Source organism: Kitasatospora sp. NBC_00458 (assembly GCF_036013975.1).
Classification (GTDB): Bacteria; Actinomycetota; Actinomycetes; order Streptomycetales; family Streptomycetaceae; genus Kitasatospora.
Genome location: NZ_CP107904.1, coordinates 7795100 through 7815870, shown reverse-complemented (window position 1 = coordinate 7815870; position 20771 = coordinate 7795100). Strand labels below are relative to the sequence as shown.

General features: G+C 74.3%; 17 protein-coding genes. 5 read left to right on the top strand and 12 right to left on the bottom strand.

The features are described 5' to 3' along the window. The first annotated feature begins 120 nt into the window (after positions 1 to 120). Positions 121 to 1146: a hydroxyacid dehydrogenase gene (locus OG550_RS31925; protein WP_327683421.1), complete on the top strand. Its 1026-nt coding sequence runs from the start codon at positions 121 to 123 to the stop codon at positions 1144 to 1146. A gap of 2 nt (positions 1147 to 1148) precedes the next feature. Then, a complete protein-coding gene (locus OG550_RS31920; RefSeq protein WP_327683420.1) occupies positions 1149 to 2537 on the top strand; it encodes a sulfatase family protein in 1389 nt (462 codons plus the stop codon). 84 nt (positions 2538 to 2621) lie between these two features. Here the strand turns inward: OG550_RS31920 and OG550_RS31915 are convergent, their stop codons facing one another. Beyond that, on the bottom strand, positions 2622 to 3065 hold the full coding sequence (locus OG550_RS31915) for an HD domain-containing protein (protein ID WP_442906197.1): 444 nt from the start codon (positions 3063 to 3065) through the stop codon (positions 2622 to 2624). A 183-nt stretch (positions 3066 to 3248) separates the two neighbouring features. Between OG550_RS31915 and OG550_RS31910 the strand changes: the two genes are divergently transcribed. Next, positions 3249 to 4175: an AEC family transporter gene (locus OG550_RS31910; protein ID WP_327683416.1), complete on the top strand. Its 927-nt coding sequence runs from the start codon at positions 3249 to 3251 to the stop codon at positions 4173 to 4175. Positions 4176 to 4287: 112 nt separating this feature from the next. On the opposite strand, the gene OG550_RS31905 is transcribed toward OG550_RS31910, so the two are convergent. The 7 genes from OG550_RS31905 to OG550_RS31875 form a co-directional block, all read right to left on the bottom strand. Further along, positions 4288 to 6342 (bottom strand): outer membrane protein assembly factor BamB family protein, encoded by a 2055-nt coding sequence (locus OG550_RS31905; RefSeq protein WP_327683414.1) that lies wholly within the window; start codon positions 6340 to 6342, stop codon positions 4288 to 4290. A 244-nt stretch (positions 6343 to 6586) separates the two neighbouring features. Further along, the gene (locus tag OG550_RS31900) at positions 6587 to 8581 is read right to left on the bottom strand and encodes a dipeptide ABC transporter ATP-binding protein (protein WP_442906114.1); all 1995 of its coding nucleotides are present in this window, start codon (positions 8579 to 8581) and stop codon (positions 6587 to 6589) included. Then, positions 8578 to 9513, bottom strand: a complete 936-nt coding sequence (locus OG550_RS31895; protein ID WP_327683412.1) for an ABC transporter permease — start codon at positions 9511 to 9513, stop codon at positions 8578 to 8580. The genes OG550_RS31900 and OG550_RS31895 overlap by 4 nt, the downstream gene beginning before the upstream one ends. After that, positions 9510 to 10469: an ABC transporter permease gene (locus OG550_RS31890; protein WP_327683410.1), complete on the bottom strand. Its 960-nt coding sequence runs from the start codon at positions 10467 to 10469 to the stop codon at positions 9510 to 9512. Before OG550_RS31890 ends, OG550_RS31895 begins: the two co-directional genes overlap by 4 nt. A gap of 188 nt (positions 10470 to 10657) precedes the next feature. Continuing rightward, positions 10658 to 12223, bottom strand: coding sequence for an ABC transporter substrate-binding protein (locus OG550_RS31885; RefSeq protein WP_327683408.1), 1566 nt, complete (start codon positions 12221 to 12223; stop codon positions 10658 to 10660). 65 nt (positions 12224 to 12288) lie between these two features. Beyond that, on the bottom strand, positions 12289 to 13137 hold the full coding sequence (locus OG550_RS31880) for a polysaccharide lyase (RefSeq protein ID WP_327683406.1): 849 nt from the start codon (positions 13135 to 13137) through the stop codon (positions 12289 to 12291). A gap of 77 nt (positions 13138 to 13214) precedes the next feature. After that, the gene (locus OG550_RS31875) at positions 13215 to 14876 is read right to left on the bottom strand and encodes a DUF3604 domain-containing protein (RefSeq protein WP_327683405.1); all 1662 of its coding nucleotides are present in this window, start codon (positions 14874 to 14876) and stop codon (positions 13215 to 13217) included. 380 nt (positions 14877 to 15256) lie between these two features. Here OG550_RS31875 and OG550_RS31870 point away from each other — a divergent pair, with 380 nt between their 5' ends. Continuing rightward, complete coding sequence (locus OG550_RS31870) at positions 15257 to 16267, top strand: hypothetical protein (RefSeq protein WP_327683403.1); 1011 nt, start codon at positions 15257 to 15259, stop codon at positions 16265 to 16267. 125 nt (positions 16268 to 16392) lie between these two features. Here the strand turns inward: OG550_RS31870 and OG550_RS31865 are convergent, their stop codons facing one another. Continuing rightward, positions 16393 to 16830: a MarR family winged helix-turn-helix transcriptional regulator gene (locus OG550_RS31865; RefSeq protein WP_327684305.1), complete on the bottom strand. Its 438-nt coding sequence runs from the start codon at positions 16828 to 16830 to the stop codon at positions 16393 to 16395. 147 nt (positions 16831 to 16977) lie between these two features. On the opposite strand from OG550_RS31865, the gene OG550_RS31860 reads away from it, so the two are divergent. Next, positions 16978 to 17832: an alpha/beta fold hydrolase gene (locus OG550_RS31860; protein ID WP_327683401.1), complete on the top strand. Its 855-nt coding sequence runs from the start codon at positions 16978 to 16980 to the stop codon at positions 17830 to 17832. An 835-nt stretch (positions 17833 to 18667) separates the two neighbouring features. On the opposite strand, the gene OG550_RS31855 is transcribed toward OG550_RS31860, so the two are convergent. The 3 genes from OG550_RS31855 to OG550_RS31845 all read right to left on the bottom strand — a co-directional run bounded on the left by OG550_RS31855 (position 18668) and on the right by OG550_RS31845 (position 20768). Then, positions 18668 to 19207: an RNA polymerase sigma factor gene (locus tag OG550_RS31855; protein ID WP_327683400.1), complete on the bottom strand. Its 540-nt coding sequence runs from the start codon at positions 19205 to 19207 to the stop codon at positions 18668 to 18670. Then, on the bottom strand, positions 19204 to 19482 hold the full coding sequence (locus OG550_RS31850; RefSeq protein WP_327683398.1) for a hypothetical protein: 279 nt from the start codon (positions 19480 to 19482) through the stop codon (positions 19204 to 19206). Before OG550_RS31850 ends, OG550_RS31855 begins: the two co-directional genes overlap by 4 nt. A 593-nt stretch (positions 19483 to 20075) precedes the next feature. Beyond that, positions 20076 to 20768 carry a TetR/AcrR family transcriptional regulator gene (locus OG550_RS31845; protein ID WP_327683396.1) on the bottom strand — a complete coding sequence of 231 codons (693 nt, stop codon included), beginning with the start codon at positions 20766 to 20768 and terminating at the stop codon, positions 20076 to 20078. Between the last annotated feature and the right edge of the window lie 3 nt (positions 20769 to 20771).

Genomic DNA, 20771 nt, shown 5'->3' with positions numbered 1-20771 from the left:
CCGCCACGCCCTCAGTACCCTCCGCACCCTCAGCCGCCCCTCGCCATCCTCACCGGTCCTCACCGGTCCTTCCCGGGCCTCTCCATCGCCCACTATTTCTCAGTGTGATAGAAACTCTCCGTGGGCACTCGACCAAAGGAGACCCGGATGTTCGCGGCCGCCTTCGCGATGGACCCCCTCCGCTTCCCCGACGTGTACGGCCCCGAGGCGTGCGCCCGGGTGACCGCGCGGGCGGAACCGGTCGAGGACCCGGACGCCCCCGGCGGGGTCTGGAGCACCGAACGGCTGGCCGCCGATCCGGACGCCCTGGGCGACGTCGAGGTGCTGTTCACCGGCTGGGGCGGCCCCGTCCTCGACTCGGCCGCGCTCGCCCGGATGCCCCGGCTCGCCCTGGTGCTGTACGGCGCCGGATCGGTGCGCCGGATCGCCACCCCGGAGTTCTGGGCCGCCGGCATCCCGATCGTCACCGCCGCCCACGCCAACGCCCTGCCGGTCGCCGAGTTCACCGTCGCCCAGATCGTCTACGCGCTCAAGGACGGCTGGCGGCACGTGCTCGCCGCCCGCTCCGCCCGCGCGCCGGTCCGCGTCGGCCGGGCCCCGGGCGCCTACGGGGCCACCGTCGGCGTGCTGTCGCTCGGCGCGACCGGGCGGCTGGTCTGCGAGCGCCTGCGCGACTACGACGTGCGGGTGATCGCCCACGACCCCTACACCGCTCCGCCACCGGGCGTGGAGGCGGTCGGCATGGACGAACTCTTCGCCACCGCCGACGTGGTGACCGTCCACACGCCGCTCACCGCGGAGACCCGGGGGCTGGTCGGCCGGCGCCTGCTCGCCTCGATGAAGCCCGGTGCGACGCTCGTCAACACCGCCCGCGGCGCCGTCCTCGACGAGCCCGCCCTGCTCGACGTGCTCGCCGAACGGCCGGACCTGTTCGCCGTGCTGGACGTCACCGACCCCGAACCCCCGCTGCCCGGTTCGCCGCTGTTCACCCTGCCGAACGTCGTGGTCACCCCGCACCTGGCCGGCAGCCAGGCGCTGGAGCGCCGCCGCCTGGGCGACCTGGTGGTCGGCGAGTTCGAGCGGTGGACGCTCGGCGAACCGCTCCGCTGGGCGCTCGACCGCCGCACCTACGAGCGGATGGCCTGACCATGACGGAGCCGCACACCGGGCCGCACGGCGTCGGCGACCGCCCCGACGGCGCACACCCCGCGGGGGACCACCGGCCGAACGTCCTGGTCGTCCTGACGGACCAGCAGACGGCCGACGCGATGAGCGCCACCGGGAACCCCCACCTCGCCACCCCGCACATGGACGCGCTGGCCGCCGCCGGCACCCGGTACCGGCAGGCGTACTGCGCCCAGCCGCTCTGCGCACCGTCCCGGGCCAGCCTGCTCACCGGGCTCCTGCCCAGCGGCCTCGGGGTCACCGGGAACGAGGGCGGGCCGGAGCCGCTGCTCGGCCGGCTGTTCGCCGGGGCCGGATACGACTGCGGCTACGGTGGCAAGTGGCACCTGCCGGAACTGGACCTGCCCGAGGGGCGGGGCTTCCGCCGGATCCACCCGGCCGGCGACGACGCCGGACTGGCCCGCGCCGCCGCCGCGTTCGTCCGCGAGCCGCGCGACCGGCCGTTCCTGCTGGTCGCCTCCTTCCTGGAGCCGCACGGAATCTGCGAGTGGGCGCGCGGCCAGGACCCGAAGACCGGACCGCTGCCCGCCCCGCCGCCCGCCGCGGACTGCCCTCCGCTGCCCGCCAACTTCCCGCCCGCCCCCTACGAGGCCAGGCTCCCCCGGCTCGCGCAGCGCGCCTGGGCACACACCCACCCCACCGAGGAGTGGCGCGAGGACGACTGGCGGCGGTACCGGTACGCCTACTACGCGCTCGTCGAACGGGTCGACCGGCACCTGGGGACGGTCCTCACGGCGCTCCACGAGCCGGACGACGGACCGGACGGCGGACCTGACGACGGGCCGGACGGCGGGCCGTCGGACGCACCCGGGAGGCGCCGGGAGACGGTGGTGGTGTTCAGCTCCGACCACGGCGACGGCGCCGGCGCGCACCGCTGGAACCAGAAGTGGGCGCTGTACGAGGAGTCGGTGCGGGTGCCGTTCCTGGTCAGCGGCCCGGGCACGGTGGCGGGCGCGGTCAGCGACCGGCTGGTCTCCACCGGCCCGGACCTCATCCCGACCCTCTGCGACCTGGCGGGCGTCACCCCGCCGCCCGGCCTGCCGGGGCGCAGCGTCCGGGCCCCGGCGCCCCGGGAGACCGTGGTGGTGGAGACCCGCTGGGAGCTGCCCGGGTTCAACAACGCCCTCGGCCGGATGATCCGCGACGAGCGGCACAAGTACGTCTGCTACGCCTGGGGCGACCACCGCGAGCAGCTCTTCGACCTCGGCGCCGACCCGGGTGAGATGGTCAACCTGGCCGTGGACTCGCGGTACGCCGCGCTGCTCGACCGGTTCCGTGCGCTGCTCGCCGGGCACTGCGCCCGGTCCGGTGACCCGTTCGCGCGCTTCGTCCCGGCGCCGGCGGCGGGCTGACCCTCCACGCGGGCCGGTGCGGACCGGTCCCCCGCCGAGCCGGGCCACGCCGAACCACGGCAGGCCGCGCCGGGCCCGCGCCGGTCAGGCCCGGTCGTCCAGCCCCAGCAGTTCGCGGGTCCGCCGGTACTTGGCGGCCAGCCGCTCGGCGGTCGCCGGGTCGAGGCTCGCCAGCCGGGCCGGGTCGGAGTTGTGCGCGAGGTCGGCCCGCTTGACGAGGAGGGCGCCGGGGGTGGCCAGGATGCGCGCGGTGTACTCCTCCAAGGGCTCTCCGGGGCGCTTGCTGAGCGCGTCCACGATCGCCTTGGTGGTGTCCGTGAGGGCGGCCCCGGCGAGCCAGTCGCGGGTCAGCGCGTCGTCCTCGATCGCGTCGTGCAGCCAGCCCGCCGCGATCTGCTCCTCGCTGCCGCCGCGCGCCGCGACGCCGCCCGCCACCGCCGCCAGGTGCTCGCTGTACGGGTGGCCGTTCTTGTCGGTCTGCCCGGCGTGGGCGGTCCGTGCGATCCGTTCGACCTCGGCCAGGCTCAGGTACTCCACACCGCCATCGTAGGACCCTCCCGCCGAGCCGGTCGCGGGGCCCTGCCCTCGGGCGCCTCCCGGCCGCCTGGTTGACTTCCGGCGACCCTCCCGCGGCGTGCCGACCGGCCCGCCGCGGGGCCGCAGCCGTGCCCGGCGGCGAACCCGCCGGGTGCCGGACCCGCCGAGGTGGCCATGCCCAGCCTGCACCCGCTGCTCTCCGGCTTCGCCCCGATCTGGGCGCTCACCGCCGTGGGCTACCTGCTCGGCCGGAGCGGGCTGCTCGGGGAGCAGGCGGAGCAGGTGCTGAACCGGTTCGTCTTCCACGCGGCCATGCCGGCCGCGCTGTTCCTGATGATCGCCCGCACCCCGCTGGACCGGTTCGCCAACCCCTCGATGGCGGCGTTCACCGCGGGCACGGCGGTGGCGGGCGGGCTGGGCCTGCTGGCCTCGCAGCGGCTGTTCGGGCGGGGCGTGCCGGAGCGGGCGGTCGGCGGCATGGCGTCCGGCTACGTCAACTCGGCCAACCTGGGCATACCGGTGGCGGTGCAGGTGCTCGGCGACGCCTCGTTCGTGGGCCCGGTGGTGCTGTTCCAGATCCTGGTGGTCACCCCCGTCGTGCTGACGGTGCTGGACTCGCGGCGCGCGGGGCTCCGGGCGGCGCTGACCCTGCCGCTGCGCAACCCGATCCTGCTGGCGGTGGCCCTGGGCGCCGTGCTGTCCGCGACGGGGTGGCGGGCGCCCGCCGAGCTGAACCGTTCCTGCGAACTGCTCGGCGGTGCGGCCGTGCCGACCGCCCTGGTCGCCCTCGGACTCTCGCTGTGCCACCGGCCGGCCGTCGGCGTCGCCTCCCGGTACGCGGAGGTCGGGGTGGCCGTCCTGGCGAAGACCGTCGTCCAGCCGCTGGCCGCCTACGCGGTGGGCGCCTTCGTGCTCCACCTGTCGGACCACCAGCTGCTCACCGTGGTCCTGTTCTCCGCGCTGCCGACCGCGCAGAACGTCTTCGTGTACGCCCGCGAGTACGGCCACGGCGCGGCGCTGGCCCGGGACGCGGTGCTGGCCTCGACCCTGGTCTCGATGGCGACCCTGTCGGTGGTCGGGTGGGCGCTCGGGCCGTCCTGAACCCCGGCCCGAACGCCCGTTCCCCGTAACGCCGCGTCGCCGTAATGCCGTAACGCCGTACCGCCGTGACGCAGCGTCGCCGTACCGCCGCGCTACCGCGGCGCCCCCGGCCTCAGCGGTCCCGCACCGCGATCAGCTCGCGCCCGCGCAGCGTGTACAGCAGGCCTTCGTCGTCGGCCGCCACCCGCGCACCGCTGTACCACTCGGCGTCCACCTGGACCAGCACGGTCGCCGCGAGCGTCTCCGGGTCGAGCCGGAACAGCGTCCGCTCGCTGATCCCGTACACCCGGCCGCGCGCCACCAGCAGGCGCGGGTTCGCCGAGGTGATCGCGCGCAGGTCGGCGCGGACGCCGATCACCGGGGCGGAGACGCCGCCGCCCGGGCGCCGCCGGGCCGTCCTGAGGTCGACCGAGAAGGCCTGCCCGTTCACCGTGATGCCGAACAGCCGGCGGCCGTGCACCACCAGGCTGCTGATGCCCGAGCCGAAGTCCGTGCCGGTCCGCCAGAGTTCGCGCCCCGCCTCCGGGTCCCAGGCGGCGAGGTCGCCGCGCGGGCCGGTGGTCTTGGCGTTGTCCCCGCCGAGGAACGCCTGGCCGTGCCCGGCCGCGACCGCGCGGACCAGCTGCTCGGGCCCGAGCGGGTCGACGTGCACGGTGGGCCGGCCGCTGCCGGGCCGGTAGGTGACGAAGGACCCGCCGCCGGTGGTGTCGGCCTGCACGCCGAGCAGCAGCAGCCCGTGCTCCTCGTCCCAGCGGATCGTCTGCGGCCGGTTCTGCTCCTGCGGGAGCTTCGCCTCCTGCACCGGCTCCGCGTCCTCCCACGGGTTGTAGCGCCAGATGCCCTGCGAGGAGTAGACGCCCAGGTAGAGGGTGTCGTCGTCGAGGACCACGGTGTCCTTGGCCTCGCCGGGCACGGGCAGCTTCCGCACCGTGCCCTCCTCCAGGTCGTGCAGCGCGACCGAGCCGTTGCCGCCGACGTAGACGCGGCCGTTGCGGGCCGCCAGCGACATGCCGAGCTGGGCCTCGGCGGGCGCCCCGGCGGACACCAGGTCGGTGGTGGTGACGGCGGCGGTGGCCGTGGAGAGGGTCCACGCGGTACCGCCCTCGGTGACGCCCACCAGGGTGTCGCCGATCCGGCCGAGGCCCCAGGTGTTGCCGTCCGGGACGGGCACGGCGAACTGCTCCAGGCTCCCGGCGGCGAGCCGGTAGCGCCAGACGACGCCCTGCTCGGTGGAGGTGAACCAGACGGTGTCGCCCACGCGCTGGAAGTTGGTGATGCTCTTGGTGCCGGGCACCGGGAACGACCGCAGCACCGCGTGGGTGGCCGGGTCGAGGAAGGCGACGTGGGCGGGCTTGCCCTCGGTGGAGACGGCCAGCAGGTCGTCCCCCAGCGCGGTGATCTGCCGGATGATGGTGTCGGCCGACAGGTCGGGCGGCGTGATGTCGGTGGTCCGGCCGGTGGCCCGCTCCACCGCGAACAGGCTGGCGAGGGTGGCCCCGCCGCCGCCCGCCAGGTTGCTGCCGACACCCAGGTAGGCGTGGGTCGCGGTGGCCTCGACGGCCCGGCCCTGGGTGGCGCCCGGCGCGGGCGAGGCCACCTCGGCGAGCACGCCGGTCGCCGGGTCGTACGCGTACAGGCCGGGGCCGGCCGCACGGCCCTTCTGCCGTCCGGTGGCGTACACCACGCCGTCGGGGGCGACCGCGACGTCCCGGACGTCGGCGCCGGGGACGCTGACGAGGCCGCGCACGCTCCCGTCGGCCGGGTCCAGGCGGTAGAGGTTGACGGCCTTCGGCGCGTCCGTGACGCCCAGGTAGAGGAGGCCCCCGTGGGCGGCGGAGCCCTGCACGAAGTTGCCGGTCGGCAGGGCCGCGGTGGCCGTGACCCGACCGGTCGGCACGTGGTAGCCGACCACCTTGGCGGGGGCGAGGTTCCGCGAGCCGATCCAGAGGGTCTCGCCGAGCAGGGTGGCGCTCATCAGCGGGAAGTCGGCGTTCCCCGGGCCGAGTCCGGTCACCTTGGGGCCGGACGGGCGCGGCGCGGCGGCGGCGGGTCCGGCGCCGAGGGCGGCCAGGGCCGTGGCCGTACCGGCGCCGAGCAGGAGCTGGCGGCGGGAGGGACGGGCGGCACGGGAGGGCTGGACCGGGCGGGAGGGGCGTGCGGACGTCATGGCGCTCCTAGGAAGGGGGCCGCAGGGGGGGGCGGCGGCGGCGGGTGCGGCGGGGCAGCGGGGCAGCGGATGGGGCGGGGCGGTGCACGGCGGGGGCGGTTCCACCCGCGGCCCCGACCCGGCGCTCGGGCCGGGCTCGGGCCGGGCCCGGGCCGGGCGGGGTACGCGCGGCCGGTGGGCCACCCGGTCGGGGGCCACATGGACGGGGGCCACATGGGCGGGCCGGGGTCCGTCCGGGTGCCCGTCAGTGCGAGGCGGCGGCGAGCAGCTCGCGGGTGTAGGGGTGGGCGGGCGCGGTGAACAGCTCGGCGGCGGGGGCGTGTTCGACCACCCGGCCGTGGCGCATCACCAGCACCTCGTCACAGAGGTGGCGGACCAGCGCGAGGTCGTGCGAGATGAACACCAGGCCCACGCCGGTCCGGCGGCGCAGGTCGAGGAGGAGGTTGAGGATCTGCGCCTGCACGGAGACGTCCAGCGCCGAGGTCGGCTCGTCGGCCACCAGCACCTCCGGCCCGACCGAGAGCGCCCGGGCGATCGCGACCCGCTGACGCTGCCCGCCGGACAACTGGTGCGGCCGGGCGTCGAGCAACCCCACCGGGAGCCCCACCAGTTCGCACAGCTCGTCGACCCGGGTGAGCGGCAGACCGTGGGTGAGCAGCGGTTCGGCCAGCGTCTGCCGGATCGTCATGCGCGGGCTGAGCGAGGCGTAGGGGTCCTGGAAGACGAACTGGACCCGGCGGCGCAGCGCGCGCTCCTCCGCGGGCGAGACCTCCGCCCAGGAACGGCCGCCGACCCGGACGGTACCGCCCTGCGGGCGGAGCAGCCCGAGCAGGGCGCGGGCCAGTGTCGACTTGCCGGAGCCGGACTCGCCGATCACCCCGACGGCCCGGCCCGGCGCCGCCGTGAGGCTGACGCCCTCCAGTGCGGGCGCGCTCCGGCGGCCGCGGCCGTAGCGGACGGTGAGGTTCTCGGCCACCAGGACGGGGACCGCAGCGGCGGGGTCCGTGACGGTGGGCTCCACAGCGGCGGGCTCCGGGCCGGACGATCCGTCCGTGCCGGCGGAGTCGGCCCGCCGCCCGGCCGGAACGCCCGGCGCCGCCGGTCCGCCGGCCTGCGCCGCTCCGCCGTCCCCGGAGGCGCGCTCCTCACCGTCCGCCGGGACCGGCACCGGCACCGGCACGTGGCAGGCGTGCCCGCGCTCCCCGAGGACCTCCCAGGCGGGCGCCTCCTCGGTGCACCGCGCGGTGGCGGCGGCACAGCGCGGCGCGAACGCGCAGCCGGGCAGGGGTTCGCCGGCGGCCGGCGGCCGGCCGCCGATCACGGTGAGCGGCCGCCCGGGCGGGCCGTCCAACCGGGGGACGGCGGCCAGCAGTCCGGCCGTGTAGCGGTGCCGCGGCCCGGCCAGCAGGGCCTTGGCCGGGGCCCGTTCGGCGATCCGCCCGGCGTACATGACCTGGACGGTGTCGCAGGTCCGGGCGACCACGCCGAGGTCGTGGGTGATCAGCAGGACGGCGGTGCCGGTCTCGTCACGGAGCCGGACCAGGAGGTCGAGGACGTCCGCCTGGGTGGTGGGGTCGAGGGCGGTGGTGGGCTCGTCGGCGATCAGCAGGTCGGGCCGGTTGGTCATCGCCATGGCGATCAGGACGCGCTGGCGCATCCCGCCGGAGAACTCGTGCGGGCGGTCGCGGTACCGGCGCCCGGGCTCGGGGATGCCGACCAGCTCCAGGAGTTCGAGCGCGCGGGCGCGGGCGGCGGCCCGGGAGGCTCCGTGCACCCGGGCGGCCTCGGCCAGCTGGTGGCCGATCGGCATCCGGGGGTTGAGGTAGGCGAGCGGGTCCTGGAAGACCATCCCGATCCGGCGGCCGCGGACGGCCCGCATGCCGGGTTCGGGGAGGGCGAGCAGGTCGGTGCCGTCGAGGCGGACCGTCCCGGCGGTGGTCCGGCAGCCGGGCGGGAGCATCCGGTTGGCGGCGAGCGCCGTGAGCGTCTTGCCGGAGCCGGACTCGCCGACCAGGCCCAGGATCTCGCCGGGGCGGAGGGTGAAGTCGACGCCATGGACCACCTCGTGGGCCCCGGCGGCCACCCGCAGTCCGGCCACCTCCAGCAGCGGCACCGCCGGTTCGGCACGGCCCGCCCCGCGGTCCGCGGCGGCCGCGGTGTGGTCGGCGGTCGCGGGGCGGCCGGTGCCCACGGTGGGGCCGTCGGCGGCGGTGCGGGCGGTCTCGGTGGGCGTGGTCACCGCAGCTTCTCCCGGTTGAACGAGTCGGCGAGCAGGGTCAGCCCGAACACCAGCAGGCCGAGCAGCAGGACGGGCGCGAGTGCGTAACCGGGGTGCAGGAAGAGGTACTTGCTGCCGGTGTTGATCATCGTGCCGAGTGAGGGGGTGGGCGGCTGGATACCGAACCCGAGGACGCTCAGACCGCCCTCGATCTTGGCCGCGTGCGCCATCGCAACGGCGACCAGGGCGGTGGCCGCGTCGGTGACGTTGGGCAGCACGTACCGCCGGAGGGTCCGCCCGCGCGGCACGCCGAGCACCCGGGCGGCCACAACGTGGTCCCGGGCCAGCTGCGCCAGCAGGGCGGCGCGGGCCTGGCGGCCGAAGACGGGCAGGGCGCTGAGCACGATGGTGAGGACCACACTGCCCAGGCCCGGCTTGAGGATCAGCGCGATGGCGAGGCCGAGCAGCAGGCCGTGGAAGCCGAGCAGCAGGTCGAAGAGGCGCTGGACGGCCTCGCCGAGCAGTCGGCTGAGCCCGCCCAGCAGCCCGAGCAGCGTGCCCAGCACGGCGGCGACGGGGACGGCCAGCAGACAGACCAGCAGCTCGATCCGGACCCCGAACAGCGCGCGGGCCAGCAGGTCGCGGCCGACCTCGTCGGTGCCGAGCGGGTGGTCCCAGGAGGGTCCGGCGAGCGCCTCGCGGCCCTGCTGGTACGGGTCGGCGGGGAGCAGCAGCGGGCCCAGCAGGCCGAGCAGCACCACCAGGGCGACCAGCGACGCCCCGGTCCGGCCGCGTCGGCCGCGCAGCGCGGCGGGCAGCGCGGGCAGGACGCGCCGGCGGCGGGTCCCGGCGGCGGCCGCATCGGCGGCACCGGCCGCCCCGGCGGCGTCTGCGGCGTCTGCGGCGGCGTCGGCCGCACCGGCGGTCCCAGTGGTGGTGGCGTTGGTGGTCATCGGGACTCCCCGGTGCCGGCGCGGGCGATCCGCGGGTCGAGGCGGCCGACCAGCAGCTCGGAACCGAGCTGGACGGTGACGGCCACCGCGACCGCGAGCATGATCAGGGTCTGGGCGACGGGGTAGTCGCGCTGGTTGATGGCGTCGAGCAGCAGCTGGCCCAGGCCGTGCCGGGCGAAGAGCTGCTCGGCGACGACGGCCCCGCCGAGCAGCTCACCGAGGTTGAGCCCGAACTCGACGCAGAACGGCGCCAGGCTGTTGGGCACCACGTGCCGCAGCAGGATCCGCCGGGGCGGGGCCCCCTTGGCGACCGCGGTGAGCACGAACTCCTCCTGCCGGGTGCGGCGGATCTCGGTGGCGAGCAGCCGGGCGAGCACCACCGACCCCGGCAGGGCCAGTGCGACGGCGGGCAGCACCAGGTACTGCACGGCCAGGTCGGGCGCCGTGAACAGGTCCTTCTCACCGCCGGCGGGGAGCACCCGGAGCAGGACGGCGAAGACGAAGACGAAGAGCACGGCGGTGACGTAGACCGGCAGGGCCAGCACCGCGGTGGTGAGCGGGTCGAGGGCGCGGGCCAGCCGGCCGCGCCGCTCGGCGGCCAGCGCGGCTCCCAGCAGCAGGCCGAGGACGAGCATCAGCAGGCCGGCGGCGAGGGCGAGCTGGAGGGTGGACCCGAGACTCTGGCCGATCATCCTGGTGACGGGTTCGCGGTAGTGGAAGGAGAGTCCGGGATCACCGGTGAGCAGCCCGCGCAGCCAGCCGAGGTACTGCACGGGCAGCGGCCGGTCCACGCCGAGCCGGCGGCTGAGCTGGTCGCGCTGCTCCTGGTCGGCCTCGGCGCCGAGGGCGGCCGAGACCGGGTCGCCGGGGGCCAGGTGGAGCAGCAGGAAGACGGCCACCGAGGCGAGCCAGAGGGTGGCCAGCGCTCCGGCGGCCTTTCTGGTCCAGTACGGCACGGGGGTTCTCCGGGTGGTCGGGCAGTGCGGGCGGGCCGGGTGGTTCACCGGCCCCGGGCGGTGGGGGTCGCCCGGGGCCGGCGTCGGCGGGGCGGGGCGGTGCACTGCGCTCGGGCAGTGCGTGTGGTGCGCGCGGTGCGTTCCGTGCGCGCGGATCCGAACGGGCCGGGACGCCCAGGGACGGGCGTTCAGGCGTCCCGGCGGGTGTCGGTCAGCCTCAGGTAGCCGAGCGCGCTCGTGGACACGTCGTGCACCGAGGAGGCGAAGGCGTAGGTCTCCCAGGCGTGCGCGAGCGTGATGTGGAAGGACTGCGCGAGCAGGTACTCGGAGAGCTCGTGGTTGACGTCGGCCCGGGCCTGATCGTCGGCGGCCGCGAAGGCGCGGTCCTGGAGCTGCGCGTAGGCGGGGTCGGTCACGTGCGAGGTGTTCTTCCCGACCTGGAGCGGCCCCGAGACGGTGATGCCGCTGAGCGGCGAGACGCTGACCATGCCGTGGTTGGCCACGAACAGGCCCTCCAGCGTGCCCTGCTGGATCTTCGGCTGGATCGCCGCGTTGTCCAGCAGCTGCACGTCGACGCCGAAGCCGGCCTGCTCCAGGTCGTACTTCACCAGTTCGACGAGCGAGGTGAAGATCGGCGAGTTGGCGGCGGTGAGCGGCACCCGGGCGCCCTCCGCGCCGGCCTCCCGGAGCAGGCCCCGGGCCTTCTCCGGGTCGTGCCGGTAGCGGGTGACCTGGTCCGGGGTGACGCCGGGGGTGTTGGACGGCCAGGGCAGGCTGCTGGCCTCGGCGTGGCCGCCGTAGACCTGGGCGACGATGCGGTCGCGGTCCACCGCGTACTGCAGCGCCTGGCGGACCCGGACGTCGTCGAAGGGCTTGGAGGCCACGTTCACGCCGAGGAACGCCTGCTGGTAGGAGGCCTTGGCGGACTGCACGGTGAAGCCGGGGTTCCCGGCCAGCACCTTGAGGTCGCGGCCGGGGACGGCGCCGATCAGGTGCGCCTGCCCGGACTGGAGCGCGGACAGGCCCGCCTGGCTGCTGGTCACCGAGCGGACGGTGATCCGCTCGAAGCGGGGCCGCCCGCTCTGCCAGTAGCGGTCGTAGCGGGCGAGGTCGAGCTGGTTGCCGCCCTTGAACGCCTGCCAGGTGAACGGCCCGGTGCCGTTGACCTTGTCGGAGGCCTTGCCCTCGACGTAGCTCCGGGCGTCGACGACGGGGTTGAAGGCGAGCGCGTCGAACAGGTTGCTGGTGGGCTTGGCGAGGGTGAGCGTGACCTCGTTCCGCGCACTGGCCTTGATGTCGGCCAGCCGCTCCAGCAGCGGCTTGACCTGGGAGGCCTTGGTGGCGCCGACCAGGGAGAAGACCACGTCGTCGGCGTCGAGCGCGCGTCCGTCGTGGAAGGTGACGTCCTCGCGCAGCTTGAGCACCAGCTTCAGCCGGTCGGCGCTCCACTCCCACGAGCTGGCGAGCCAGGGCACCGGCTGGAGGGTCTTCGGGTCGAGGTCGACCAGCCGGTCCAGGACGAGGTTGACGAACGCCGGGGTGTCCGGGCCGCGGTGGAGCAGCTGGGTCGGGTCGGGCGCGCTGCCGTACACGATCTGCAGGTCGGCTGCGGAGGCCTTGGCGGTGGCGCCCGCGTCACCGCCCGGGGACGGGTCGGTGGCCGAGCGGCAGCCCGCCGCCAGCAGGGCCGCTCCGGCGCTCAGGCCGAGAAAGCCTCTTCGGTGCAGGCCGGGGTGGCGGGCTGCTTCGCTCATGGTGCTGCTACCTCTTGGTGGTTGGTTTCGGTGGGGCCGGTCGGGCAGGGAGTCCCTCGTCCGGCTCAGTACTTGGTGACGACCACGCTGTCGCTGTAGAGCACCACGTCGGGTCCGCCGGTCGGGTAGGGGATGCCCTTGGCGGGGTTCCAGTTGGCGCGGTAGATGCCGGTCTTGAAGTAGGGCGCCTGGTTCTGGTGGTAGTTGTTGAGTCCGCTGCGGGTGCCGACCTGGACGCCGTCCCGGAGCACGGTGATCGATCCGGGCGTGGTGGCGGTGGACCAGGTGACGTCGAAGGCCCACTGGTTCCAGTGGCCGAACTGGACGGCGCCGAGCGGGATCACGGCCTCCTCGACGGTGGAGGGGTCGGTCAGCCAGTGCACCTTGAGGCGCCAGTTGCCGTCCTTGACGGTGAGCGCGATCGGCGGCTTGGTGTCGCTGCCGTCGGCGAGCGGGTAGCCGTGCCACTGGGCGACGATGGTCTCGGTCGAGGTCTGCACCCAGTCGGCGGGCAGGTAGTCGGCGAAGGCGAAGCGGTAGCTGCCCCAGCCCAGGGCGCTGACGGCGACTTCGGAGCGGTAGGACTGGCCGTCGTTCGGCACGCTGAACCGGCCGGCCAGGCCCGAGCCGCCGGCGGGCCCGGCGGTGACGGTGATGCTGCCGTTGCCGTCGATCCGCTGGCGGGTCCAGTTGGCGACGGTGCCGGACTCGAAGTCGTCGGAGAAGACGGTGGTCGAGGCGGTGCCGATGGCGTTGGTCGCGTTGGCGTTGGTCGCGTTGGCGTTGGCGGTGGTGGTGGTGCCGCCGGGGGCGGTGCTCGCGACGGCGGCCGGGGCTGCCAGGGTGCCGGTCAGCAGGGCGGCGGCGACGGCGGTGCCGGCGAGCCGGCGCAGGGTGGGACGGGACGGGGTCATGGGTTCGGTGCTCCTCGGGGCGTGCGGGTTCGGGTGACGGTGACCGGGGCGGCCGGCCGACGACGGGGTTCCAGGCGTCAGCCGGCCCGTCGACAGGAGGCCCCCGCCGGCCCGGCGGCGCCGTCCCGACCGGTACCGGCGGCCCGGCCCGCACCGGCACCCCCGCCGGAACCGCCGGCGCGCCCGCCGTCGCCGGCCCGGCCGACCCAGGTGGGGCTCGACCACGCCCACTGGTCGTTCAGCTGCCGGACCCGTACGTGGTAGAAGTCGCCGTCGCCGCCCGGCCGTTCGTCGACCAGGTCCAGCTCGGCGGTGAGCTCCCGGGCGGGCACCGCCCGGTCGAAGCGGAAGGCACCGGAGACGAACCCGCCGGTGAACCCCGTGCGGGGGCCCTCCCGCAGCTCGCCCACGGCGTACGAGGTCTCGACCCCGTTGACGACCGCCGTCAGCCTGGTCCGGTCGTCGCCCGACACGGCGAGCGAGAAGCCCTGGGTGGCGTCGGTCGCGGTGTTGGGGTTGCCCTCGGTGACGGTCCGCAGCCGCAGCTCGCCCGGACCGGTGCGCCGCCAGTCGGAGGGCCGGTACGAGGCGGGCTCGGCGGCGGCCGGTGCGACCGTCTCCGAACCGCGCAGCCGGGGCTGGACGTCCAGCAGCTCGCCGCCCTCGACCCGCAGCACGACGTCCCAGTGGACGGGCGTCTCGCGCTTGCCCCAGCCGACGGCGAAGCCGAGCGTGCCGTCGAAGGCGGCGGACCGGACCGCCGCGCCGAGCAGTTCGGGCCGGGAGAGGCGGTGGATCGGCACACCGTTGCGGACCACCTCGACGTGGTCGAGCGCGTCCCGGCCCTGTACCGTCACCCGGATCCGGCGGCGGTCGGCCGACACCGTCCCGGCGCCCATCGGCGCGCCGTTGACGGAGGCCGCGAGCAGGATGCGGTCACCGGTGATCGCGTAGGTGCGCCGCTGCTCGATCGCGTCCCAGACCGCCCGGCGGGTCAGTTCGGGCGCCCAGACGGCGAGCCGGCCGTGGCCATGGCTGCCGGGGAAGGCGCTGTGGTGGTCGGTGGAGCCGATCAACCCGAACCGGTGGCCGAGCCGCAGCCCGTGCACGGCCGTCCCGGTGGTGTCGCGCGGGCCCATGGTGTGCAGGTAGGTGCGCGGCGCCTCGTCGGACTCGGCGCAGCCGTGCATCGACATCATCTCCACCACCGGGGCGAACTCCTCGGTGTAGGCGTCCCAGTTGATGCCGCGCCGCCCGGTCCCGTAGCCGATGTGGTGCGGGAGCGCCCAGGTCCGGACGCCCTCGGCGGCGAGGGCGCGCAGCCGGCCGCGCAGTTCCTCCAGGCTGCCCGCCCGGATGATCTCGCCGCGCGGCCCGTCGAAGTACACGCAGTGGTCGCCGTAGGCGAGGCTGTGCCACTCGAAGGACTGGAAGGTGACGAACCGGCCGTCCTCGTGGGCGGCGGCGGTCACCTCCTGGACGTGCTCCCAGCGGTCGGCGAGCCGGGCGAAGCCCTCGGTGTGGTAGTCGACCAGCGAGGCCAGTTCGGGGGTGCGCTCCGGCAGGTCGTGCCACCAGCCGTGCCCGGTGACGCTGGCGAAGTCGAGCTGGAGGCGGGCGTTGGCGTACGCGTCCTCGACCGGGCCGTGGCCGTAGCTGATCCCGCAGTGGTTGTGGATGTCGCCGACGTACAGGCCGAGACCGCCGTAGCCGGGTGCGTCGGTGGTGGGGGCTGTCATCGGGCGGGCTTCCTCTGCGGTGCGGGGTCCGTCACGCTCCGGGGTCCGTGGCGGACGGGGTCCGTAGCGGACGGGGTCCGTGGCGGTCCGGGCTGACGATCACCTTCGGTGGTCGGTCGGCGTGGTGGGTCGACCCTCTTTGATCGACTGTGAGAAGAAGTCTTCCCCGATCCTTCGGCGGTGGTCAAGACCGGGCCGATCGGCGTTGCCCGATCGCCACAGGAAGAAACACAGGCTTCACAGAAGCCCATCAGGCACAATCAGACCCTCGCTGGCCGGGGGCCGACCAGTCGTCCAGGGTCACTTCCGCGAAACTTTCTATCGATCTGATAGAAACTCCCGGAGTACCTGCTGCCTCCCGTGAGGACGACCCACCGGCCATGCCGATCACCGACCTGCCCGCACCGCCCGACCTCAGCGCGTCCGTCCTCGTCCGCGCACCCGAGCACCCCGGCCCCGGCTACTGGGCCGGCTGCCCGAGCATCCGCTACGAGGCCGACCGGGACCGCTTCCTGCTCACCTACCGCGAGCGCCGCCCGCGCGGCACCGGCGCGGCGGACGGTGCGGGCGGCGACGGCGGCCAGGACCGGGGCTGGCGCTGCGCGGTGGCCGAGAGCCGGGACGGCATCGAGTTCCACGACCTCTGGTCGGTCGAGCGCGCCGAGCTCGGCTCCCCGTCGATGGAGCGGTTCGCCCTGCTCCCCCGCGACGGCGGCTACCTGCTCCACCTCAGCTACGTCGACCCGGCCGACAACCGCTGGCGGATCGACGCCGTCCGGGCCGCCTCACCGGATGCCTTCGACCTCGCCACCCGGACCCCGGTGCTCACCGCGGCCGGCACCGCCACGGAGGGCGTCAAGGACCCGTACCTGCTCGAACACGACGGCACCGTCCGGCTGTTCAGCACCGTCTCGCGCGCCCGCGCCTTCACCGCCGAGGAACGCGAACGCGCCCACGCGTCCGCCGACATCCACACCACCGGTCTCACCGTCCAGCCGACCGCGCTCGCCGACTCCCCCGACGGCCTGCGGTTCACCGCCCCGCCCGGCCGGGACGCCGAGGTCCTGGACGTCGGCCCGGACACCGCCTGGGACGCGTACGAGTCCCGGATCACCGCCGTCCTCCCGGACGGCGACGGCGGCTGGCTCGCGCTCTACGACGGCTCGGCCGACGCCGCCGGCAACTACGAGGAACGCTGCGGCCTGGCCGTCTCCGCCGACCTGCGGCGGTGGGACCGGCTGACCACCGACGGCCCCTGGCTGAACGTCCGGTACGCCGACGTGGTCGCCGCGCGCGGCCGCTGGTACCTGTACTACGAGCAGACCCGGGCGGACGGCGCGCACGAGCTGCGGGTGGCCGTACTGGAGGAGTTCGCCGGACTTCGGCCGTAACGGGCCGACGGGGCCGGGCGGTTGCGGCGGGCGCAGGGGCCGTGCCCCGGGGTCGACGCATCGCCCGGTCCCGGACCCGAACCCGGACCCGGACGCCGCCCCGCCCGGCCCGCACCGCTGTCCCGTCACCCCTGCGAGCGGGCCGCGGCCACCACTCCGCTCATCGCCGTCAGGAACCGCTCCGCGACCGCCAGTTCCGCCTCCTCGAAGCCGCCCATCGCGGCGACCAGGTCGGCGATGAGCCCGCCGAAGAAGGACTCCCCGAGTTCGACCGCCCGGTCCTCGACCAGCAGCCTGACCTTGCGGCGGTCCTCCGGATCGCGCTCGCGCCGGATCAGGCCGAGCCGCACCAGCCGGTCGACGAGGCCGGTCGTCCCCGCCGAGTTCAGCCGCAGCGCGTCGCCGAGCCGCCCGGGGGTGACCACGGTTCCGGCCCGGGCGGCGTCCAACAGGTGGACCAGCGCCCGCAGGTCGGTCGGGTGCAGGCCGTGCTGCGTCGCGAACTCGGCCCCGAACAGGTCGAGTTCGACGGTCAGCCCACGCAGCAGATGGACCAGCCGCATCGGCGGCTGCGCTTGCTCCACCCTGGTGTCCTTTCCTCGGGGGTCACTCGGGCGTATTCTCTCGCTCAGCGAGATACATGCCCAGCGAGATACACGTCGGACGAGATGCATGTTCGGCGAGCGACTCCATCATCCCCGGGGGTACCCATGTCCGCACACCCCGCCGCCGACCCCGCCGCCGACCCGGCCCTCGCCGCCTTCCTCTCCGCCTACGACGACGCCCTCGCCCGCTGGCCCGTCCCCACCGAGGCACTCGACGTCCGGACGCCCCACGGCACCACCCGGGTCAACGCCTGCGGCCCGCGCGACGGCCGCCCCGTCGTCCTGCTGCACGGCGGCGGCGCCACCTCCGCCTGCTGGTCCGCCAACGTCGCCGCGCTCGCCCGGGCCGGCCACCGCGTCCTCGCCGTCGACCTGATCGGCGACCCGGGCCGCAGCGTCCCCTCCGGTACCCCGCTCGACGTGCCCACCGCCGACCTCGTCGGCCACTCCTACGGCGGGTGGACCGCCCTCCGGTACGCCCTGCACGCGCCCGCCCGGGTCGGCCGCCTCGTCCTCCTCGACCCCACCCAGTGCTTCGCCGGCTTCCGCCCCGGCTACCTGCTGCGGGTCCTGCCCCTCTTCGTACCGCCGCGTACCGCCGCCAAGGCCCGCTCCTACCTCGACTGGGAGAGCGGCGGGACCGCCCTCGACCCCACCTGGCGGGAGCTGTACGCGCTCGGGTACGCCGGCTTCCCCGCCGCCCGGCCGGTCACCGGCCCGCGCCCCACCCGGCAGCGACTGCAGGCGCTCACCGCGCCCGTGCTGGTCCTGTTCGCGGAACGGAGCCGCACCCACGACGCCGCGGCACTGGCCGACCGCACCCGCCGGCTGCTCCCCTCCGCCACCGTCGCGGTCCTCCCGGAGACCTCCCACCACACCCTCCCGGCAGCCCGCCCGGACGAACTGAACCGGCACCTCACCACCTTCCTCGCCCCCGACCCTGACCACGGGCCGGGGTGACTGGGGCGGCCGGCTCTCGGCGAAGCCGGTCCCGTCCCGCTGACAGCGCGCCGGACCGTCATCCGTCGCCCCGGCCGGCCGTGAATCACAAGCAGCACGCCCGGCTCGAACTCGCCGAGGCCTGAGCACGGCCGATCGGCCACCTTCGGGAGACGGTCGGCGACAGCCTGAACGCCGGGGCGGCTCAGGTCGTCCCTGAGCGCGCCCGCGCCTGGGGCTCGCAGCCAGCAGCCCGAGAACTCGACAACCACATCGCGGACAACCCGTCCGCGCTGACCACGCCGTCCCCGTACTCACCGCCGCCCCTGGACCGGACTCCTTCGCGCGCTCGCGGCCTCCGGCCACGGATCGGCTGTCACCCAGTCGGCGTGCGTTGACTGCGGGCGCGACGACAGGTCCCTCCTTCGGATGTCGCCGCAGGGAAGGTCCTGCGTGCGTCGCTGCCTCAACGGCGAGTCACTCCCGATCGAAGTCCGCATCACCGGAGCCCCCCGTCCAGCTCTACGCCCTGCAAGTCACCCGAATCGAACCTCGCTCCAGCAGACCATGACGGCCGCCGATTCCTACTTCCTGACCGCCTGCCCAGCCGACCCCGTGTCGCGACCGGCTTCTACGAGCCCATGAAGCAGCACGGCCTGCCCGTCACCAGTGCTCGAAACACCGCCGTGATGGAGACTGTGACCGATCCTCACCCAATCGTGGTCGCCGACCTTTTCGGCGTCTCACCGGGCACGGCGCATATCTGGGCGCAGTTTGCCCAGAAAAGTTTGGCCTACTGTCTGTCAGCCTGCGACATGCGAAAGGAGAGCCCGCAGGGCGAGCGTGTGCCGGCTGATTAAACTGCCGAGTTGTCATCGAGAAGACGTTGAAGATTCATTCGAGCCGCGCGCACGTGGACTCTGACCGTAGATTCCTTGAGAATGAGAATCTGGGCGATTTCTCGATACTCTATTCCAGCTGCTATTAGTCGCATGATTTCCGCCTGCCTTGATGGCAGCTGATCGATCAGCTGCAGGATTTCCATGCGACTATGATCGGGTTCTTCGACGATATCGGGCCCGACGCGCTTGCCGCCGGCTTGTAGGTCGTGGGGAACTTCCCATTGGCGCCGCCGGAAATGGTTGATGGCTGCATTTCGCACGGTGGTGAAGAGGTAGCCCGCTGGGTTGGCAAGCGTCATGACATGGTCCCACCTTCTATACAGGGCTAGGAACGCGTCGCTGACGACCTCCTCTGCGCTGGGGAGGTCAAGGCCTCTCTGTACCGCATAGACGAGTGCCCTGCGAAGGTTTTCCATGTAGAACGCCTCAAACTCCAGTGGGAGCGAGACGGGGGTTCCCGCCTCGCTCCCACTGGACTCGGTTGCCCGGATCACTGGCCGTCCGAGTCGGGGCCGGCCGCTCCCCACGCGAGATTGACGGATCCACGGAGGTTGAGCGCTCGATAGCCGCGCCGGCCGGCCATGATGACCAACTGGACGCCCAGGGCGGCAATGGAGCCGATGTGGATGTAGCTGGTGATCTCGTCGGCCGTGGTGTGGGGACCTGTGAATCGACCCACAACTTCGGTGGCGACGACCACGGTCGAGGTGGCCCAGCTCCGCGCCTCCCGGAAAATCCGCTTGCCGGTGGAGCGATTGTTGACGGTCACGGCACTCCCATGTCGTGTTGGATCACCCGGGGGCTCCGGGCGAAGTCACCCCGGGAGTTCGAACTGCGTTGCGGCAGCAGTATTTGCCCGTCGGGATCTCATATGCAAGCCGATCCGAAAGGTTGTCATTTATAGTCAAAATGTGGGCACGGGGTGACTCTCAGCCCGCTGAAGTGGCGGGGGATCGAACAGGATCGGTCGGTCCGGCCGCCGATGACTCTTTGCCCGGAGCTCGGCGGCCGGGCCCAACCAGCTGACATGGGAGTGCCAGTCACCTACATAGACGGTCGGGCGGCGCCCAGTGTTTAGTCCAGGTAGCAAGATCTTTTGGGCAAGGCCTCGGCTGCGGGGGGACGTCAGCACTGCCCCCTTTGACGGAGGGAAGGGCAGACACCCGGATCGAGGCATAGTGCGGGGGTGGAGCTCCGCGCTTCCACCAGTCCCATTCGTGCGCCCGAGGATGACCTGTCCACCGCTCGTGCACGCCGCCGGGGCGCGGCTCCCCCGACCACGCGAACCCCCGGCTCGGGCACCTCGATCGGACGGACCGCGCCTGGATCTGACCGCCGCCGGATTGCTCCCCCGGCAGGACCTCAGCCCCGCGCCAGACCGCCGATCAGCGCTCGCAGCGCCACCTCCAGCTCCCCGCACCGCTCCCCCAGCCCGACGTACCCGAGCGTGGCGAGCACCCGCCCCAGCGCCGGCAGCCGCGCCGGGTCCACCCCCTCGTACACGGCGCGGCGCTGACTCGGCTCGCGGGGCGGCCTGACGGGGTGCTCGGTGAGCAGCTCGCCGACGACCAGCTGCCAGCAGGCGCGGAACGCGGACAGCGCCCGCTCGGGCGGGATCCCGGCGGACATCAGGTCGGCGAGGCAGGCGTCGTTGAAGGGCAGCGCGTTCTCCGCCACCAGCTCGCCCCGGATCAGGACGTGCAGCACCCAGGCGTGACCGGCCATGTAGTCGTGGGCGTCGAGCAGCCGCCGCAGCAACCGGGACTGCGGATCGGCAGCCGGGACGTCGACCGGCAGGCCCTCGGCGATCTCCTCCAGGACCGCGAGCAGCAGCGCCTCGCGATCGGCCACATGCCGGTAGAGCGAGGCGGGCGCGGTGCCGAGTTCGGTGGCGACGGCGCGCATGGTGAGCGCGTCGATCCCGTCACGCTCGATCACCCGCCGCCCGGCGGCGACCACGCCCGCCGTGGTCAGCCCCGGCCGCGGGCGCTTGCGCCCGTAACGGCCACGCGCCTCCACGGCCTCGCCCGTACCCGCCGCCGCAGGTTCGGGCACAGG

What these genes read in the sequence shown, in the direction of transcription:
- OG550_RS31885 (WP_327683408.1), bottom strand. Translation starts at nt 12,223, where the DNA reads ATGAGCGAAGCAGCCCGCCACCCCGGCCTGCACCGAAGAGGCTTTCTC.
- OG550_RS31865 (WP_327684305.1), bottom strand. Translation starts at nt 16,830, where the DNA reads ATGCGGCTGGTCCATCTGCTGCGTGGGCTGACCGTCGAACTCGACCTG.
- OG550_RS31895 (WP_327683412.1), bottom strand. Translation starts at nt 9,513, where the DNA reads ATGACCACCAACGCCACCACCACTGGGACCGCCGGTGCGGCCGACGCC.
- OG550_RS31860 (WP_327683401.1), top strand. Translation starts at nt 16,978, where the DNA reads ATGTCCGCACACCCCGCCGCCGACCCCGCCGCCGACCCGGCCCTCGCC.
- OG550_RS31870 (WP_327683403.1), top strand. Translation starts at nt 15,257, where the DNA reads ATGCCGATCACCGACCTGCCCGCACCGCCCGACCTCAGCGCGTCCGTC.
- OG550_RS31905 (WP_327683414.1), bottom strand. Translation starts at nt 6,342, where the DNA reads ATGACGTCCGCACGCCCCTCCCGCCCGGTCCAGCCCTCCCGTGCCGCC.
- OG550_RS31910 (WP_327683416.1), top strand. Translation starts at nt 3,249, where the DNA reads ATGCCCAGCCTGCACCCGCTGCTCTCCGGCTTCGCCCCGATCTGGGCG.
- OG550_RS31880 (WP_327683406.1), bottom strand. Translation starts at nt 13,137, where the DNA reads ATGACCCCGTCCCGTCCCACCCTGCGCCGGCTCGCCGGCACCGCCGTC.
- OG550_RS31875 (WP_327683405.1), bottom strand. Translation starts at nt 14,876, where the DNA reads ATGACAGCCCCCACCACCGACGCACCCGGCTACGGCGGTCTCGGCCTG.
- OG550_RS31920 (WP_327683420.1), top strand. Translation starts at nt 1,149, where the DNA reads ATGACGGAGCCGCACACCGGGCCGCACGGCGTCGGCGACCGCCCCGAC.